Origin of the sequence: Lactobacillus sp. ESL0233, assembly GCF_003692995.1 — a bacterium.
In the GTDB taxonomy this organism is placed as follows: Bacteria; Bacillota; Bacilli; order Lactobacillales; family Lactobacillaceae; genus Lactobacillus; species Lactobacillus bombicola.
The window spans coordinates 94,766-113,111 of record NZ_REHH01000007.1; the positions used below are offsets into that span (position 1 = coordinate 94,766).

19 protein-coding genes are annotated in these 18,346 nt (G+C 35.0%); 15 read left to right on the plus strand and 4 right to left on the minus strand.

The window, feature by feature from the left end; translation table 11 throughout:
- Window positions 1–12 precede the first annotated feature (12 nt).
- The 3 genes from der (at window position 13) to F5ESL0233_RS03515 (ending at window position 3,142) form a co-directional block, all read left to right on the plus strand.
- The gene (gene der, locus F5ESL0233_RS03505; RefSeq protein ID WP_122058761.1) at window positions 13–1,323 is read left to right on the plus strand and encodes a ribosome biogenesis GTPase Der; all 1,311 of its coding nucleotides are present in this window, start codon (window positions 13–15) and stop codon (window positions 1,321–1,323) included.
- A 182-nt stretch (window positions 1,324–1,505) separates the two neighbouring features.
- On the plus strand, window positions 1,506–1,781 hold the full coding sequence (locus F5ESL0233_RS03510; RefSeq protein ID WP_090091881.1) for an HU family DNA-binding protein: 276 nt from the start codon (window positions 1,506–1,508) through the stop codon (window positions 1,779–1,781).
- Between the two features lie 110 nt (window positions 1,782–1,891).
- Window positions 1,892–3,142 (plus strand): lipopolysaccharide assembly protein LapB, encoded by a 1,251-nt coding sequence (locus F5ESL0233_RS03515; protein WP_122058763.1) that lies wholly within the window; start codon window positions 1,892–1,894, stop codon window positions 3,140–3,142.
- Window positions 3,143–3,188: 46 nt separating this feature from the next.
- On the opposite strand, the gene F5ESL0233_RS03520 is transcribed toward F5ESL0233_RS03515, so the two are convergent.
- Entirely contained in the window at window positions 3,189–4,076 is an 888-nt protein-coding gene (locus tag F5ESL0233_RS03520) for a YitT family protein (protein ID WP_122058765.1), read from the minus strand.
- A gap of 102 nt (window positions 4,077–4,178) precedes the next feature.
- Here F5ESL0233_RS03520 and F5ESL0233_RS03525 point away from each other — a divergent pair, with 102 nt between their 5' ends.
- Window positions 4,179–5,372 carry a CCA tRNA nucleotidyltransferase gene (locus F5ESL0233_RS03525; protein ID WP_122058766.1) on the plus strand — a complete coding sequence of 398 codons (1,194 nt, stop codon included), beginning with the start codon at window positions 4,179–4,181 and terminating at the stop codon, window positions 5,370–5,372.
- On the opposite strand, the gene F5ESL0233_RS03530 is transcribed toward F5ESL0233_RS03525, so the two are convergent.
- Complete coding sequence (locus F5ESL0233_RS03530) at window positions 5,358–6,023, minus strand: hemolysin III family protein (protein ID WP_090091889.1); 666 nt, start codon at window positions 6,021–6,023, stop codon at window positions 5,358–5,360. The two genes, F5ESL0233_RS03525 and F5ESL0233_RS03530, sit on opposite strands and share 15 nt — an antisense overlap.
- 119 nt (window positions 6,024–6,142) lie before the next feature.
- On the opposite strand from F5ESL0233_RS03530, the gene F5ESL0233_RS03535 reads away from it, so the two are divergent.
- The 11 genes from F5ESL0233_RS03535 (at window position 6,143) to F5ESL0233_RS03585 (ending at window position 17,129) form a co-directional block, all read left to right on the plus strand.
- On the plus strand, window positions 6,143–7,003 hold the full coding sequence (locus F5ESL0233_RS03535; protein WP_090091891.1) for a DegV family protein: 861 nt from the start codon (window positions 6,143–6,145) through the stop codon (window positions 7,001–7,003).
- A gap of 5 nt (window positions 7,004–7,008) precedes the next feature.
- Window positions 7,009–7,239 (plus strand): YozE family protein, encoded by a 231-nt coding sequence (locus tag F5ESL0233_RS03540; RefSeq protein ID WP_122058768.1) that lies wholly within the window; start codon window positions 7,009–7,011, stop codon window positions 7,237–7,239.
- A gap of 48 nt (window positions 7,240–7,287) precedes the next feature.
- Window positions 7,288–8,127, plus strand: coding sequence for a ribosome biogenesis GTPase YlqF (gene ylqF / locus F5ESL0233_RS03545; RefSeq protein ID WP_118896463.1), 840 nt, complete (start codon window positions 7,288–7,290; stop codon window positions 8,125–8,127).
- Window positions 8,124–8,879: a ribonuclease HII gene (locus tag F5ESL0233_RS03550; RefSeq protein ID WP_090091896.1), complete on the plus strand. Its 756-nt coding sequence runs from the start codon at window positions 8,124–8,126 to the stop codon at window positions 8,877–8,879. Before ylqF ends, F5ESL0233_RS03550 begins: the two co-directional genes overlap by 4 nt.
- A gap of 52 nt (window positions 8,880–8,931) precedes the next feature.
- On the plus strand, window positions 8,932–9,768 hold the full coding sequence (gene dprA, locus F5ESL0233_RS03555) for a DNA-processing protein DprA (RefSeq protein WP_090091898.1): 837 nt from the start codon (window positions 8,932–8,934) through the stop codon (window positions 9,766–9,768).
- 77 nt (window positions 9,769–9,845) lie between these two features.
- Window positions 9,846–11,954, plus strand: a complete 2,109-nt coding sequence (gene topA / locus F5ESL0233_RS03560) for a type I DNA topoisomerase (protein ID WP_122058770.1) — start codon at window positions 9,846–9,848, stop codon at window positions 11,952–11,954.
- A gap of 87 nt (window positions 11,955–12,041) precedes the next feature.
- Entirely contained in the window at window positions 12,042–13,358 is a 1,317-nt protein-coding gene (gene trmFO / locus F5ESL0233_RS03565; RefSeq protein WP_090091901.1) for a methylenetetrahydrofolate--tRNA-(uracil(54)-C(5))-methyltransferase (FADH(2)-oxidizing) TrmFO, read from the plus strand.
- A gap of 1 nt (window position 13,359) precedes the next feature.
- The gene (xerA, locus tag F5ESL0233_RS03570; RefSeq protein WP_122058771.1) at window positions 13,360–14,286 is read left to right on the plus strand and encodes a site-specific tyrosine recombinase/integron integrase; all 927 of its coding nucleotides are present in this window, start codon (window positions 13,360–13,362) and stop codon (window positions 14,284–14,286) included.
- Window positions 14,286–14,810 carry an HslVU peptidase proteolytic subunit gene (gene hslV / locus F5ESL0233_RS03575; RefSeq protein ID WP_090091905.1) on the plus strand — a complete coding sequence of 175 codons (525 nt, stop codon included), beginning with the start codon at window positions 14,286–14,288 and terminating at the stop codon, window positions 14,808–14,810. The genes xerA and hslV overlap by 1 nt, the downstream gene beginning before the upstream one ends.
- A 15-nt stretch (window positions 14,811–14,825) precedes the next feature.
- Window positions 14,826–16,226 carry an ATP-dependent protease ATPase subunit HslU gene (hslU, locus tag F5ESL0233_RS03580; protein WP_122058773.1) on the plus strand — a complete coding sequence of 467 codons (1,401 nt, stop codon included), beginning with the start codon at window positions 14,826–14,828 and terminating at the stop codon, window positions 16,224–16,226.
- Window positions 16,227–16,244: 18 nt separating this feature from the next.
- The gene (locus tag F5ESL0233_RS03585) at window positions 16,245–17,129 is read left to right on the plus strand and encodes an aldose 1-epimerase family protein (RefSeq protein WP_090092231.1); all 885 of its coding nucleotides are present in this window, start codon (window positions 16,245–16,247) and stop codon (window positions 17,127–17,129) included.
- 69 nt (window positions 17,130–17,198) lie between these two features.
- On the opposite strand, the gene F5ESL0233_RS08515 is transcribed toward F5ESL0233_RS03585, so the two are convergent.
- On the minus strand, window positions 17,199–17,279 hold the full coding sequence (locus F5ESL0233_RS08515; RefSeq protein ID WP_370448346.1) for an IS3 family transposase: 81 nt from the start codon (window positions 17,277–17,279) through the stop codon (window positions 17,199–17,201).
- A 405-nt stretch (window positions 17,280–17,684) separates the two neighbouring features.
- A complete protein-coding gene (plsY, locus tag F5ESL0233_RS03590) occupies window positions 17,685–18,320 on the minus strand; it encodes a glycerol-3-phosphate 1-O-acyltransferase PlsY (protein ID WP_090091914.1) in 636 nt (211 codons plus the stop codon).
- Between the last annotated feature and the right edge of the window lie 26 nt (window positions 18,321–18,346).

Here is an 18,346-nt window from a genome sequence, read left to right on the forward strand (position 1 = left end):
GAGGCTGGAAATATGGTTTTACCTATAGTTGCAATTGTAGGACAACCCAATGTTGGTAAATCAACTCTTTTCAACCGGATAATCAATGAGCGTTTAGCAATCGTTGAAGATAAGCCTGGCGTTACCCGTGATCGTAATTATGCTCAAGCTGAGTGGATGGGGCATAAGTTTGATTTGATTGATACAGGTGGAATAACCTGGGAAAATAGTCGAATTGAAGATGAAATAAGAGCGCAAGCAGAGATTGCAATTGAAGAAGCGGATGTCATTGTCATTCTGACAAGTGTTACTAATCATTTAACTGACTTAGATGAACGGATTGCACAGATGCTTTATCAAACTAAAAAGCCAATTGTTCTTGCTGTAAATAAGGCCGATAATCCTGAACAAAGAATGGATATTTATGATTTTTATAGTTTAGGATTAGGGACGCCAATACCAATTTCAAGTGTTCATGGGACTGGAATTGGAGATTTACTTGATTGTATAGTGAGTGAACTGCCTAAAGACTTAGACCAACAAAATGATGATCAAATACGTTTTAGTGTGATTGGTCGTCCCAATGTTGGTAAGTCTTCTATTGTTAACAAACTAGTTGGTGAAAAGCGGGTAATTGTTAATAATGAAGAAGGCACAACACGAGATGCTGTAGATACTCCATTTATTGACGAGGAAGGCACTAAGTTTCGAATTGTCGATACAGCTGGAATTAGGCGTCGTGGTAAAGTTTACGAAAAAACTGAAAAATATTCTGTCATGCGAGCAATGAGTGCAATTGAACATTCTGATGTAGTTTGTCTTGTATTAGATGCAAGTACTGGTATTCGTGAGCAAGATAAGCATGTTGCAGGTTATGCCCATGAAGCTGGTTGCGGTATTATTATTGTAGTCAATAAATGGGACTTGCCTAAAAAAACTAGTAATAGTGGAAAAGAATTTGAACAAGTAATCAGAGAGGAATTTCAGTATTTAGATTATGCACCAATTTTATTTGTTTCTGCCAAAACTGGACAAAACCTTGATCAAATAGCAAAATTAGTTAAATTAGTGCATCAAAATCAAACACAACGTATCCAATCAAGTATTTTAAATGATTTATTACTTGACGCAAGTAAATTAGCCCCTGCACCAATGATAAAGGGTAAGCGACTTAGATTATATTATATGACCCAGGTTGCTACAGCGCCACCTACATTTGTGGTATTTGTGAATGATCCAGAATTAATGCACTTTTCATATCAACGTTTTTTAATCAATCAGTTGCGTAATAATTTCAATCTTTCTGGAACCCCAGTTAAGATTATTGCACGTAAAAGAAAATAGTTTGTATTTAGCAAATAATAAAAAACACAAATTTTGATTAAATTGCTTGTTGTACTAAGGGTTTTGTGCTATTTTAAGAACAGAGAAATGATGATTTAAATAATCATTTATTCCTTATTCTTTTTTGAAGGATAAGTTAAGAATCTCTAGATGGAGATTTTATTTTGGGAGGTGAATTCCAGATGGCAAATAAAGCTGATATAGTTAATGAGGTAGCATCAAAAACCGATTTAACTAAAAAGCAAATTGCTGCAGCTATTGATGCAATTTTTAGCTCAATTCAAGATGATCTTGCTAAAAATGAAAAAGTTCAATTAATTGGTTTTGGTACTTTTGAAGTGCGTCAACGTGCAGCTCGTAAAGGTCGTAATCCACAAACTGGTGATGAAATCGAGATACCAGCAAGTGTTGTTCCTGCTTTTAGACCAGGTAAAGCTCTTAAAGAGGCAGTTAAATAGTTTTTAATAAAAAGATGATGGTATTTTGGCCATCATTTTTTTACTTAAAAAAATTTATAAAAGAGCTATAATAGACACCTTGATGTAATCTGATTAAGTGGAGGAATAATATGAGCTATTCAGAACAATTACTTGATTCAATTGAAGAACAAGATTTTTCTCAAGCAAATATTTTATTAAAGAAAGCATTAGATAGCGACCAACCAGAAATTTTAGCATCATTAGCTGAAAGTTTAACTAATATTGGTTTTACTAATTTAGCTAAACAAGTCTATCGTAGTCTTATCGCTCAATTTCCCAAGGAAGATATTTTTAAAATTTATTTAGCTGAAATTTTATTAAATGATGGCAAAGATGACGATGGCTTATCTTTACTTTACAATATTTCTAATGCATCACCAGCTTATCTTGATAGTCTTTTAGTACAAGCAGATTATTATCAGACCAATGGCTTTTTAGAAACAGCTTATAGTAAATTGACGGAGGCATCTCAGCTTGCTCCCAATGAAGATGTTATAAAATTTGGCTTAGCTGAGATAGATTATCTTAGTGGTCGATATGAGAATGCACTTGAGTTATATAAGGATTTATTAAAGCGACAAGAAAGTTTTGGTGAAATTAGTTTAAATGACCGACTTTTTCAAACTTTAGCAAAATTAGGTCGTTATGAAGAGGCTAGCCAAGTAATTAAAAGTAATAATAGTTCGTTATTAGACATTGATAGCAAATATCAAGCCGGATTAGTGTTATTAACAGTCAATGAAGATGATTTGGCAATTAAGTATTTGAATGAAGTTATTGAACAGAGTCCAGACTATGCTAATGCTTATCGCTTGTTAGTTACTGCTTATAAACATAAGAATGATAATGAGCAAATTTTATATATGGCCCAAACTGGTATTGAATACAACGAATTTGATCCTGTCTTGTATGTAGAAGGCGCCTTAGCGGCGGTTAAGCTTAACAATAATAAAACGGCTGAGGAATTGCTTAAAAAGGGCTTGAAGAATATTCCTGAAAGTGAAGATTTACGCTTGCAGTTATCTAACTTATACCTTCGTGAAGGCAAGGATACAGAAAATCTGCAATTGTTCAAAAATGTTGCTGAAGATGAAATTGAGCTGCGAGCACATTGGAATATGGCTATGTCATATCAAAATTTAGAACAAGCCGATAAGGCTAAAAGTGAGTATCTATTGGTTTATCCAGAATTCAAAGATAACGCTGCCTTTTTAAAACAGATGATTCGCTTTTTTAAAACTCAGGCTCACTCAACTGATATTGTGAAGCAACTACTACAAAGATATTTAAAATTAGAACCTGAAGATTTTGAAATGCAAGAAATGTATGCTGATTTATAATTAAACAAAAAACTGTTGGAATTTCCAACAGTTTTTTAATTAAAGATTATTTTCGGATAAGAAAGTGCCGTTGCTTTTGCTTATAGGTGAAGCCTTCACCAACAGCTTCATGAACTTTGATTACGCTAACGAATGCCTTAGGATCTTCTGCAGCTATTAAATCTTTAATAGCAGGCAATTCTCTTGGCGACACAACTAAATAAATGACGGGACGCTTATGCTTACTATAGCCTCCTTGTGCTTCTAAATAAGTAAAGCCGCGGTCCAATTTCAAGTCAATCATTTTAGCGATTTCTTGATATTTATTGGAAATAATTAATAGACCTCTAGCTGATGTTGTTCCCTGCTGAACGGCATCCATTACCCGAGATAAAATAAAAGAAGCAACCAAAGTATACATAATATGTTTAATATCCAAATATGAAAGCGAGGCAAAGAGTACTAGTGCATCACAGATTAACAAAACCTTACCAGAAGAAATACCATAATTCATTTGTAAAATACGGGCAATAATATCTGTGCCGCCAGAAGTACCGTTGTAGCGAAAAACTAGTCCTAGTCCAATTCCTGACAAAGTACCAGCCATTATTGAGGATAAGAAGAGGTCGTGTTCTAGATTTAATTGCGATATAATAGGTACCAAGCGCCAAAACCATAAAAAGAAGGATAACCAAAGTGTCCCCCAAATTGTATAGGCTAAAAGACGCTTTCCCATGTAACGATAACCTAGAATAATTAAGGGAATATTTAATAAAAGGGATGATAGTCCCATATTAATTCCCCAAAAATGACGTAAAAGTAGTGAGATACCACTTATACCACCGTCAGTTAAATTATTGGGAGCTGAGATCATATCTAGACTAATACCATAAATAGCGCAGCCTAGCATAATCATTAACAATTCTAAAAGATTGTGTTTATTAAACTTTGACATAATATAAATCTTTCTTTTAATTTCTTAAATATAGCCCCTTAAACATACCAGAAATAAAGTCTTTTGAAAATAAAAATACTAAGTTAAATGAGTTGATTAAGAATGAAAATAGATAAATTACCTTCAATTTTTTTATCGGCACTACCAGTGCTGAAAATATTAGAACAAGCTGGATATGAAGCGTATTTTGTTGGGGGATCAATTCGTGATTTGTTGCTAAAGCGGCCAATACATGATATTGATATCGCAACAAGTGCTTATCCTGAAGAGGTTAAGAAGCTTTTTCCTAAAACAATTGATACCGGAATTAAACATGGTACAGTAACAGTTTTACATCATGGGGAAAGTTATGAGATAACAACCTTTAGGACTGAATCAGGCTATCAAGATTTTCGTCGCCCTGATAAAGTGACGTTTGTACGTAGTTTAGCTGAGGACCTTAAACGACGCGATTTTACTATAAATGCTCTGGCAATGAATACTAGTGGAGATATCATTGATTTATTTGATGGATTAAGTGATTTACATAAGCATTTAATCAAAGCAGTTGGCAATCCGTTAGAACGATTTCATGAAGATGCTTTAAGAATGATGCGTGCGGTCCGATTTATGAGTCAACTAGGTTTCAAATTAGAAAAACAAACAGCAACTGCACTAAAAGAGTTACATCCTTTGCTAGCCAAAATTTCAGTTGAACGGATTCGAGATGAATTTGTAAAAATGGGATTAGGGAATGATTCTAGAAGAGCTTTTGCAGTATTTTTGAATACCCATCTTAGTGAAGAAGTTCCAAATTTTGCTGGTAAAAAAACCCTGCTAGCGGTCTATCCCAATTTAAAGTTTAATCCGGACTTAGAAACGAGTCTCTGGAGTGTGATAGCTATTTTACTTAAGATTCCTAACCGCCAAATAGCGAGCTTTATGCGTAGTTGGAAAAATTCTAATTTAATGACTAATAAGGTAGAAAAAATTATTACCTTATTTGATGTGATTTCTGCTCATGTGCCAACAGATTTTGAATTATTTGAGGCTGGTGAGGGAACTTTAATGAATACAATTGATGTTGCACGTATTTTAGGACAACCAATTAGTTCAGAAATCCTGGTTAACCGATATCGGGCTTTACCAATAAAAAAAGCCGCTGATTTAGCGGTTGATGGTCGTTTTTTGATTAACTTGGGAATTAAACCGGGGCCGGAGTTAGGCAATTTATTGCTAACAATCAAAAAAGCAGTTGTTGCAGGTGAATTAGAAAATAGCCCAGAAGCAATTGCGGCCTTTTTAAACGTAGAATAAAACTGAAAAATACATTAAAGCAGATGCTAAAATAACAAAAAGGTGCCAAATAACGTGTATATAAGGAATGCGTCTCATGGTATAAAAAAATGCTCCGACAGTATATGCTACTCCTCCACTAGCTAGTAACCAAAATCCAGTTGGGCTCAGACGAACATATAGCTGTTGGGCGACTAAAATTACTAACCAGCCCATACCAACATATATTATGGTATCTAAAATACGATGTTTGCCCCGATTGAAAATGTAGTAAAGTATGCCCAGAATTGCTAATAGCCAAACTAAACTAAACAAGAACCAACCCCATCTGCCACCAATGGCTACTAATGAATAAGGCGTATAGGTACCAGCAATTAAAAGAAAAATTGAGGAATGATCAAAAATTTGAAATATATTTCGTGCTTTCGTAAATATTAAACTATGAAAAAGGGTTGAAAAAAGGTACAGTAACAATAAGCAAATTCCATAAACACTAAAGGTAATAATTCTTACTGTACTATGGGTTGAAATAGCCTTAATAATTAATAAAATTAATCCAGCTATAGCGAGACAAAAGCCGATGCCATGTGTAATAGCACTCAGCGTATTGTCAATAATATAGTATCTTTTTGTTCTTTTTTGCGGCTCCTGCCAAAATTCTTTTAATTTCATAATGAATCAAGCCACTCACTTTCTTCTTTTTGTTTATTTTTTTGATATAATACAAATAATTGATATTAATATTCTATCATAAAAATGTGACAGCAATTCAGAATTGAGGGCGAGTAAAGTTGTCAGAAATTAAAATTTTGACAGATTCTTCGGCACAATTGACGCCAGAAGAAATAGAAAAATATAATATTACAGTCGTACCGTTATCGGTAACCGTTGGAGGTAAAACCTATTTAGATGGGGTAGAAATCACTAGACAACAATTTGTTGATGAAATGGTTATTGCAAAAGAATTACCCAAAACAAGTCAACCACCAATCGGGACTATCATAAAAGCAATTAATGATTTGACAGCAGATGGTAGTGAAGTCATCGGTATATTTTTAGCCAAAGCATTAAGTGGTACGATTGATGCAGCAAGGCAAGCAGCCAATATGGCTGATAAGCCTGATGCTGTTCATATTGTAGATTCAGAATTAACAGATCGAGCTGAGGGACTACAAGTTTTAGCTGCTGCACGTGATGTTGCATCTAACAAAACAGTTAACCAAATTTTAGAGCATATTGAAAACATTAAAAAAACGCAGCGTTTGCGGATGATGATTGTGAACCTAGAAAATGTTATTAAAGGTGGACGTTTAGGCCCTATCTCTGGGAAGATTGCTAATTTACTTAATATTAGAATTGAATTACAGATGCCAGGTGGAGAATTAAAAATTGCTAAAAAGGGCCGTGGCAAAAAGTTTTCGCTTGCCTTTGATCAACGCGTTTTAGCTGATATAGCGGCTAACAAAGATAGTATTAAGGAAGTGGGCATTTCTTATGTTTCAACTGGTGGAGTACCAGAAAAATTACTTGATTTGGCTCAAAAAATAAAAGATATTAATTCAAATATTAATGTATTGGTACGTGAAACTAGTCCTATTATTGCCACCCATGCTGGTATGGATGCGTATGCCATTTTATATTATACGGAGTAAACATATTGTCATATCGAGAGAGCTTTTATCATTATTTAATGACCCAGTGTAGTGCAGATGCAAAAGATGATGTAGCACAATTTGCAAATAATGCTCAAAATGATCAAACTTTTCCTAAGCAAGAGCAAAGTTATGAAGAATTGTCTAATTATTTGGAATTAAATGCAGGTTATTTACCAAATATGAGTATTTTTGATGAAGCATATCAAATGTACCGCGAAAAGATGTCATATTAATTATATATGGTCACATAGACCTTTTAGTGTAAAGAAGGCAAGATAGTAATGGCTAAAATTCAGTGGTATCCAGGTCATATGAATAAAGCTCGTAATCAACTTGAAGATAAGATGAGCTTAATTGATGTATTAGTTGAAGTATTGGATGCACGAATTCCACAATCATCAAGAAATCCAATGATTGAAGACTTAGTTGGTGATAAACCGCATTTAATTATTTTAAATAAAGCAGATTTAGCAGATCCTACAATGACCAAGCTTTGGCAAAAAAAATTAACTGGCAAAGGTAAATTTGTTATGGCAATGGACTCCTTGCATAGTAATAATATGCAAGTTTTAGTTCGTATGATTAAAAATGCCGCCAATGAAAAAATTAAACAGCGTGAAGCCAAAGGAGCTACTAATCCTATAATTAGAATTGCCGTAGCTGGTGTACCTAATTGCGGGAAATCGACAATTATTAATCGTTTAGTTGGACGTAATGTGGCAGTAGTTGGTAATAAGCCAGGCGTTACTAAGGGACAAACTTGGCTAAAAACGCAGTCTAATATTCAAATACTTGATACGCCAGGAATTTTGTGGCCTAAATTTGAAGATCAAGATGTTGGTTATAAGTTAGCTGCGTTTGGAGCAATTAAAGATACAATTTTTAGTGCAGATGATGTTGCTTTATTTTTGCTTGCAAGTTTGCGCAAAAATTATTTAGCTGATTTGGTGAGATTTACTCGTTCGACCAAAGATCGAGTAGAGAAGATTAATAATACTGATTTGTTATTAGCACTTACTGAAGAATATGGCATGCGCGATGACTATGACCGTTTCTCTTTGTATTTACTACAACGGCTTCGTAAAGGTAAGGTGGGAAGGATTACGCTTGATCGTCCATGAAGATTACTGAAATAAAACAGTTATTAACTGAAGATAATGTTAGTGAGTCAGATTTAGCAATGTTTTCGTTAGATTCAAGAGTTGGCGTCCAAAAATTATTAGCAAGCTATTATAAACGTAAAGCAAAGTTTGCCGAAAAAAAACTTGCCTTTAATAATCGTTTTTTTTATGAAAAAAAATATTGGTCGAAAAAAAAGATTGTAGCTGGAGTAGATGAAGTAGGGCGGGGACCGCTTGCTGGTCCGGTAGTTACTGCGGCAGTTATTTTAGACGATAGTTTTGATCTTATTGAAGTCAATGATTCTAAAAAATTAAGTGGAACTAAACGTTTAGAGCTCTATCCATTAATTTTACAAAAGGCAGTCAGTGTAGCTATAGGAATAAAGAGTGCCCAAGTAATCGATCAAATTAACATTTATGAGGCTGATCGTTTAGCAATGGCTGATGCGGTAAAAGGATTGGACTTAAAACCAGATGCATTATTAGTTGATGCGATGAATGTGCCAATTAACTTGCCGCAAGAGCGCTTGATTAGAGGGGATGCTAAATCTAATTCGATTGCAGCAGCTTCGATTATTGCGAAAGTTTTTCGTGATCAGTTAATGGAAGATTATCATGATATTTATCCCGAATATCATTTTAATTGTAATGCTGGTTATGGCACTAAGGACCATATTGCAGCATTACAAAAATATGGTCCGACGCCGATTCACCGTAAAACTTTTGCTCCAGTAAGTGATTTTTATAAGTAAAATAAAAAATCTGCCTCCTTTTCTGCGTATTATACAAATGGGAGGATTTTTTATGAAAATAACAGATTTTCTTTTACGTCTAAAACTACAAAAAAATATTGGTTATGTTAAAATGTTACGAATTGCTAGTCAAATCACTAGCAATGATATCAGTATTCAGACTATTAAGAATATGAATTTGCCTGATAATTTAACTCAGTCATGCTTAGCTGCGTATAATGATACAGGGATAGAAAAAATTATTATTCGTATTAAGAAACAGTGTTACCCCATTAGTTTTTTTGATAATGAATATCCAGACGCCTTGCGTCAAATTTATCGGCCACCTTTAGTTTTATTTACTCAGGGAGATTTAAGTTTATTAAAAAATAAAATAGTAACAATTGTTGGCGCTAGGCAGGCTACTAATTATAGTCAAGTAGTGTTGGATAAGTTGGTACCTAATTTAATCAAAAATAAGATAGTAATTGCCAGTGGTCTAGCCAAAGGGGTAGACGTCATGGCGCACAAAGCAACCTTAAAAAATAAAGGTAAGACTATTGCTGTAGTGGGGAATGGACTTAATCATTTTTATCCCATGAGTAATTATCAGGTTCAAGAGCAAATTGCTAAATCTGGTCTAATTTTAAGTGAGTACCTACCTGATACTCCACCCAGACCCTTTCGATTTCCAGAGCGTAATCGTATTTTAGCTGGCATTGCACAAAGTGTGATTGTAACTGAAGCTAAGGAAAAGTCTGGCTCATTGATAACAGCTAACTTAGCTTTACAAGAAAATCGTGATATCTTTGCCATCCCGGGGCCAATTACTAGTCTCCTTTCTGCAGGACCTAACAAGTTAATTGCAGCTGGGGCTTGTCCAATTACGGATTTTGAATTTCAACTTTAAAGATTTGACAATTAGCCAATAAATATTCTATTCTCAGTCTAGTACTAAAATTAAGAAAATTAATGAGGAGGCTTTTGATGCCTACTAAGTCAAAGCCAAAAAAGCGTAAAAAAACATTAGTAATAGTTGAATCGCCGGCTAAAGCTAAAACAATTGAAAAATATTTAGGACGTAACTATCGTGTGATTGCTTCTAAGGGACACATTCGTGACCTGCCTAAATCACAAATGGGGATTGATTTTGAAAATCACTACGAGCCTAAATATATTTCAATTCGTGGTAAAGGTGACACAATTAAGGAATTGAAAGCAGAAGCCAAAAAAGCTAAAGAAGTATATTTGGCTTCTGACCCCGATCGTGAAGGAGAAGCTATTGCTTGGCATGTGGCCCATGCCTTAAATTTGGATGATACAGCTAAAAATAGAGTTACTTTTAATGAGGTTACTAAGGATGCTGTCAAAAACAGTTTCAAGCATCCACGGGCAATTAATATGGATACAGTTAATGCCCAACAAGCTCGCCGAATTTTAGATCGAATAGTTGGTTATTCTTTATCACCCATTTTATGGGATAAAGTAAAAAAAGGTTTGAGTGCTGGGCGTGTTCAATCTGTTGCGCTTAAGCTTGTGATTGATCGTGAAAAAGCAATAAATAATTTTAAGCCTGAAGAATACTGGACAATTGACGCTGAATTTAAGAAAAAAACTAAAATATTTAAAGCCCAGTTTTGGGGAATTAATGGTAAAAAACAGGACTTACCCAATAATGACGCTGTCAAAAATGTTTTAGCTAAAATTGATAAAAAGCAAGAATTTAATATTAATAATGTTGTTAAACGTGAACGTCGGCGCCAACCAGCTGCTCCGTTTACAACTTCAACAATGCAACAAGAAGCCAATAAGCGGTTAAGTTATCGTACTAGAAGAACTATGAGCATTGCCCAGCAGTTATATGAGGGAATTAGCTTAGGTAAAGAAGGTACGGTCGGCTTAATTACATATATGAGAACAGACTCCAAACGAATATCTCCAATAGCCCAGGCTGAAGCATCTAAATTTTTGAATGAAAAATATGGTGCCCAATATGCAGCTAAAGGGGCGCGGCATTTTAAAAATCAAGAAGATGCCCAAGATGCTCATGAAGCAATTCGGCCAACTAGCGTTTATCGTACACCGGAGTCACTTAAAGCAGTGTTAACTACTGAGCAATATCGTTTATACAAGTTGATTTGGTCACGCTTTTTAGCCAGTGAAATGACACCAGCTGTTTATGACACAGTTAGAGCAGATGCTGAACAAAATGGGGTGATTTTTAGAACTACAGGTTCAAAAATGAAATTTGCTGGCTTTACTAAGGTATATGACAATCAACAAGAAAAAAGTAGTGAACTACCTGAATTGGAAAATGGTGATATTGTTAAATTAGCAAAATCTGATAATAAGCAGCATTTCACTCTACCACCAGCTCGATATACTGAAGCTAGTTTAGTTCATGCTCTAGAAGAAAATGGTGTTGGTCGGCCTTCAACCTATGCTCCGACAATTGATACACTGCAGCGACGTTATTATGTTAAATTAGAAGCTAAATCTATTGTACCAACAGAATTGGGTGAAATTGTTGACGATTTAATTGAAAAATTTTTCCCAGACATTGTTAATATTGATTTTACAGCTCAATTAGAAAATGACTTAGATAGCATTGAAGCGGGCCAGAAGAATTGGGTAAAGGTGGTAGATGAATATTATCATCCCTTTAAAAAGGAACTAGATAAAGCTGATGCTGACATTAAAAAAGTTCAGATTAAAGATGAACCAGCAGGTTTTAATTGTGATATCTGTGGTGCGCCCATGGTCATTAAAATGGGCCGCTATGGCAAATTTTATGCTTGTTCGCGCTTTCCAGAATGTCGTAATACGAAAGCAATTGTTAAAAAAATAGGTGTTTTGTGTCCCAAATGTGGTAAGGGGGATGTGGTTGAAAAGAAATCCAAACGTAACCGTAAATTTTATGGTTGCTCTCGTTACCCAGAATGTGATTTTGTTTCATGGGATAAGCCGATTAGTCGCCAATGCCCTAATGATGACCATTTCTTAGTTGAAAAAAGAAGTAAACACAATTTAGTTGTGTTATGCCCTAATGGTGATTACAGCGAAGAACCAAGGGAAGAAGAAAAAGAAAACCAATAAAGTTAAATTTATGTAAATATCATCAAATCAATCTGATTTGATGATATTCTTTTACATAAATAATATTTTTAGTAAAGGAATATTGATATGCCTAAAAAAGTAACTGTAGTAGGTGGTGGTTTAGCTGGAAGTGAAGCTGCTTGGCAATTGGCTAAACGAGGAATTCCAGTTGATCTTTATGAAATGCGACCGCAAAAAATGACATCCGCACATAAAACAGGGCAGTTAGCTGAACTTGTTTGTACCAATTCAATGCGGTCGAATCAACTATCAAATGCGGTAGGATTGATAAAAGAAGAAATGCGTCAGTTAGATTCACTTATTATTGCTGCAGCGGATAAGACACAAGTTCCAGCTGGTGGAGCACTAGCTGTGGATCGGGATGATTTTAGTGACTATGTTACCGCTAAGTTGCACGCAATGCCGAAGATCACTTTTCACGATGAAGAAATAAAAATTTTGCCAACTGAAGGGATAAATGTTATTGCTACAGGTCCTTTAACTAGTGATGCATTAGCTACACAAATTCAAAAATTTTCTGGAACTGAAAGTTTACATTTTTTTGATGCTGCTGCACCAATTATTGCTGCTGATTCAATTGATATGGATATTGTTTATAAGAAGTCACGCTATGATAAGGGTGAGGCGGCATATTTAAATTGTCCAATGACGCAAGAAGAATATGAAAATTTTGCCCGTGAATTGGTGAGTGCAGAAACAGCTCAAGTGCATAGTTTTGAAAAAGAAGATGTATTTGAAGGCTGCATGCCGATTGAAGTTATGGCCGCTCGTGGTGAAAAGACTATGTTATTTGGTCCACTAAAGCCAGTAGGGTTAGAAGATCCACATACTGGGAAACAGCCATATGCAGTAGTCCAATTGCGGCAAGATAATGCGGTTGCTTCAATGTATAATATAGTTGGCTTTCAGACTCATTTGAAGTATGGGGCCCAAAAGCGAGTTTTTTCAATGATACCAGGACTAGCCAATGCACGTTTTATTCGTTATGGTAAAATGCATCGTAATACTTATATGGCCTCACCTGAAGTATTAACGGCAAGTTATGAAGCAAAAAAATGTGCTGGCCTCTTTTTTGCTGGTCAAATGACAGGTGTAGAAGGATATGTTGAGAGTGCAGCCAGTGGCTTAGTTGCTGGAATTAATGCAGCCAGAAAAGCGAGCGGACAAGATACAATTATTTTTCCTAAAATTACTGCAATGGGTTCAATGGCTAATTATGTGACTACAGCTAATGTTAAGCACTTTCAACCAATGAATGCTAGTTTTGCTTTGATACCTGGTCTTGAAGGTAAAAAAATTCGTAATAAGCGTGAACGGCATGAAAAAATTAGTGAGCGTAGCTTGGAAACGCTAGCAAAGTTCAAGCAAGAAGTGATAGACTAAAATGGTAGCGGAAGAAAGTAATTTTTTGCAACTTTTTATTTCGTATTTACAAAATGAGCGTCAATATAGCAAGGCAACTATTAGGTCTTATCAAACTGATTTGCTTGAAGCAAAAATGTTTTGGCAAGAAAATGGTGGCTTTACTGGTTGGGAAAAAGTAGTACCCAGGGATGTAGAGATTTTTTTACAAAATTTGGTTCAACGTCAGCTTGCACGAACTACTCAAGCGCGAAAAATGTCAAGTTTACGTTCTTTTTATCATTTTTTGTCTAAACGAAAAATGATTAAAGTTGATCCGACTCAGACTATTGTCTTGAGAGCTAAGGAACGAAAACTGCCACAATTTTTTTATCCATCAGAAATTGAGCAAGTTATAACTGCACTAAGTAGTAAAGATCCATTAACAATGCGCAATCTAGCGATGTTTGCATTGTTTTATACAACTGGTATGAGGGTTAGTGAGGTTAGTGGATTAAAAATTAAGGCAATAGATTTTGATTTAAAGATTATCTTAGTCCATGGTAAGGGGAATAAGGATCGTTATGTAGCTTTTGATGATCAAACTAAAATTGTATTAGTAGATTATTTAGAAAGTGCACGTAAGCAACTTTTAGCAAATGCAAAAGATACAGATCATGTTTTTTTAAATAGTCGGGGACGATCATTAACTTCGCGTGGCATTGAGTATATTATGCAAAAAGTGTTTAACAATGCAGGAATTAACGGTAAAGTACATCCACATGAGTTACGGCACTCCTTTGCGACGGCTATGCTCAATAATGGTGCCGATTTGCGTAGCGTGCAAGAATTACTTGGTCACGTTAATCTTTCAACCACCCAGATATATACGCATGTGACTATGAGCCATCTACAAGCAAATTATAAAAGATTTTTTTCCCGCAATGATAAGAAAGACGAGGCAAAATAATGACAACAATATGTTCAGTAAAATATAATGGTAAGACTGCAATTGCAGGCGATGGACAGGTTACTTTAGGTGAAAAAGTGATTGCTAAGTCAACCGCTAAAAAAATTCGCCGGATATATCATGATCAAGTAGTAATCGGTTTTGCAGGTGGGGTTGCGGATGCTGTTAGTCTGCAAGACATGCTTGAAGGAAAGTTAGAGGCATTTAGTGGAGATTTGCGCCGAGCAGCTGTTGAAATGGCGCAAGCATGGCGTAAAGATGCAACTTTACAGAAATTGGAAGCCATGATTATTGCTTTTAATGATCATGACCTATTGCTTATTTCTGGTAATGGAGAGGTTTTAGAGCCAGATGAGAATGTTGTTGCGATTGGTTCAGGTGGCAATTTTGCTCAAGCAGCAGCAATTGCAATGATTAGGCATTCTTCGAATATGACAGCGAGTGAAATTGCACATGAAGCAGTTGAAATTGCTGCTGGTATTGATATTTTTACCGATGACCAAATTAATACAGATGAACTTTAAAAGCAGGTGAAACTCATGGAAACAAAGACCCCTAAGCAAATTGTTAGTTTGCTAAACGAATATATTATTGGTCAAGATCATGCTAAAAAGGCAGTTGCAGTTGCCCTTTATAATCGTTATCGGCGCATGCAATTACCCAGTAAAATGCAGGCAGCAATAACTCCTAAAAATATGCTGATGGCAGGACCAACAGGTGTAGGTAAGACAGAAATTGCTAGAAGGTTAGCCACAATCGTTAAGGCACCTTTTGTTAAAGTAGAAGCAACTAAATTTACAGAAGTTGGCTATGTCGGTCGTGATGTGGAATCAATGGTACGTGACTTGGTTAATGAAGCAGTTCGCATGGAAGAAAAAGAGCAATTTGATCAAGTTCGTTTACAGGCAACTAAAGAAGCTAATAAAGCTTTAGTGCGCTTGCTAGTTCCTGGTATTAAACGTGAAAAGCAAAAAAATATGATGGAAGAATGGCAACAGATGATGTCGGCGATGACTTCAGGTACTCAGGCAAGTGCTAATTCAAATGAAGAAGAAGTAACTGATGCTATCCGTAATGAGCGTTTAACTGTCGCTGAACAATTAAACAAAGGTTTACTAGAAAATCGAGATGTTACAATTAACGTTGAACAGGCACCTAAAGTTAACCCGATGGGTGATATGATGGGACAAATGGGTATTGATATGAGTTCAATACTTAATGGCTTAGCACCTAAAAAGAAAATTAAGCGCACTTTACCCGTTCGAGAAGCACGTGAAATTTTGATTCAAGAAGAATCACATAAGATGGTTGACTATGATTCAATTTATCAAAAAGCGATTGAACGGACGGCTAATAATGGCATCATTTTTATTGATGAAATTGATAAAATTGCTGCTGGTAATAAAAAAACTTCTGGGGAAGTATCACGTGAAGGGGTACAGCGGGATATTTTACCAATTGTTGAAGGATCGACTGTGCAGACAAAATATGGTCCAGTTGAAACAGATCATATTTTGTTTATTGCAGCCGGTGCCTTCTCTGAATCTAAACCTAGTGATTTAATTCCTGAATTGCAGGGACGTTTTCCGATTAGAGTGGAACTTAATGCGCTGACAAAAAATGATTTTGTGAAAATTTTAAAGGATCCAGCTGATTCTCTGTTAGAACAGTACGTTGCTTTGATGAAAGCAGATGGTGTTAAATTAATTTTTACACAGGAAGCTATAAGTCGAATTGCACAAATTGCTTATGATGTCAATCAGGGAACTGATAATATTGGTGCAAGAAGATTGTCGACTATTTTAGAAAAATTGCTTGAAGATGTGCTTTATGAAGGACCGGATATGGCCATGGGTGAAATAACGATTACTGAAGCATATGTTAATGAAAAACTTAGTGATATAATAACAAATAAAGATTTAACCAAGTTTATTCTTTAATAAAGGCGATGAATGATCATGGATTACACTATTAAAAATAGTATTTTACAAGTTGTTATTTCAAATATAGGTGCTGAGATTCACAGTGTTAAAAGTCTGCATAGTAACTATGAATATATTTGGCAGGCAAATCCAGATGTATGGCAACGTCATGCACCAATCCTATTTCCTATCGTAGGTAAATTGAAAAATAATCAATATACTTTTCAAGGTAAGACCTATCAAATGGCCCAGCACGGTTTTGCCCGCGATATGGCATTTGAGGTTGAGCAACATACTGCTGAGAGTATTACTTTTTTACTAACAGACACAGCTCAGACAAGAGAAATTTATCCCTTTAGGTTTGAACTGCGGGTTAACTATAATTTATTAAATAATTTACTTGAAGAAAACTTTAGTATTACCAATAAATCAGATTATGAAATGATTTTTGGAATTGGCGGGCATCCGGGATTTAATATTCCAACAAGTTCGGTTATTAGCAAGTCTGATTTTTATTTTAGTACTAAACCTTCACTTACTCGTGTGCAAATTCCAATAAAAAGTAATGGTCTTCTAGACTGGTCTAATCGCTCTCTAGCATCGACTAATAGTTTGATTACCTTAAGCGAACATTTATTTAAAAATGATGCCCTGGTTTTTGAATTACATGGTCATGATAATCGCGTATCGTTGAAAACTGATACTAGTAATTATCATGTTAATGTATGGCTACGGGATGCACCTTTTGTGGGAATTTGGTCACAGTATCCCCAAATGGCGGATTATGTTTGTATTGAACCTTGGTGGGGAATTGCTGATCGATCGGATTCGACTGGGAAGTTAGAAGAAAAATTTGGAATGAATCATCTTGCAACAGGTAAAACTTTTACTGCTGGTTTTAGTATGGCTTTTCATGATTAAGGTAAAAAGTGTAGTGGTAATTATTGACTGAAACTAACCCCTAGAATTAGATGTTAATATTATTTCATTTTATAAGGCCGTATTCCGATATTCAATCGGGGTGCGGCCTTTTAACTTATACTTAATTCTAGTTTGAGTGTAGTATTTGATTCACTTTAATAGATAATCTGTTTTCCAAAAGATATAGGTAAATCTAAGAATGTAGAATCTATTTATAAATTAGGATGAGTTGAATTCGATTGTGGAGATGTAAAACTATCTTGATGTTTTTTCAAATTGGTTAGTGGCATTGGCTATTTTGTTTCTGCTTTAGTATTGTTGTTTTATCCATTGGACCATGTTAATCGTTATTTCCTTTGCGCGGGTCTCGATATTAATATGAATTCCAAATTTAACCATAGTAAAACCCTCTAGCTGGATTTCTGGTTCATTCTAGAGGGTTAATTTCAGTTAATTATTACTACTAAGCTTTTTTATTAATTATTTTATTGCGAACTTTTGTTCTGATGATTTATAATTATAACAGCCAGTTTTTCTGGTTGTATTTATTTTAGTTTATAACTTATGGTGCTTTTTTTTATACCAGTACCATAAGCCGAAGGGAATAATATTTTCTTGGTGGTGAATAAGTCGATTTATATTACTGCGATGGCGATTAAAAAGTATAATCATAATGCAGCCAACGATGATCTCTAAGAAAAGATCATGAAAGAAAAAGGTAGTAATAAAAATCAAAACAACAGCGATTAAACTTGATAGGCTTACATAAGAAGTAATAAACACAAGGGGCAAAAAAATCAAGGCACAAATGCTGAAAAACTTCAAATCGTAGCCTAAGAAAAGTCCGGCACTAGTTGCAACAGCTTTTCCCCCCTTAAATTTAAGGAAAATAGAAAAAGTATGTCCTAAAATTGCTAAGCAACCACAAATTAGAAGAAGATACTTTGGACCAGAAATTTGCAATAATCTTGGCAGATTAGTTGCTAAGGTTCCTTTAAGTACATCAATGATTAACACAAAGCTACCAGCTAATGGTCCAAAAACTCTAAAAGAATTAGTTGTTCCTATGTTACCTGAACCATATTTACGTATATCTTCTGCGAAAAATATTTTTCCGATAACAACCCCGGTCGGAAATGATCCTAGTAAGTATGCTAAAATAAATACCAGTATTAATTTTAGATTTATCATTTATATCCTACTCTCTTAATTTCTAA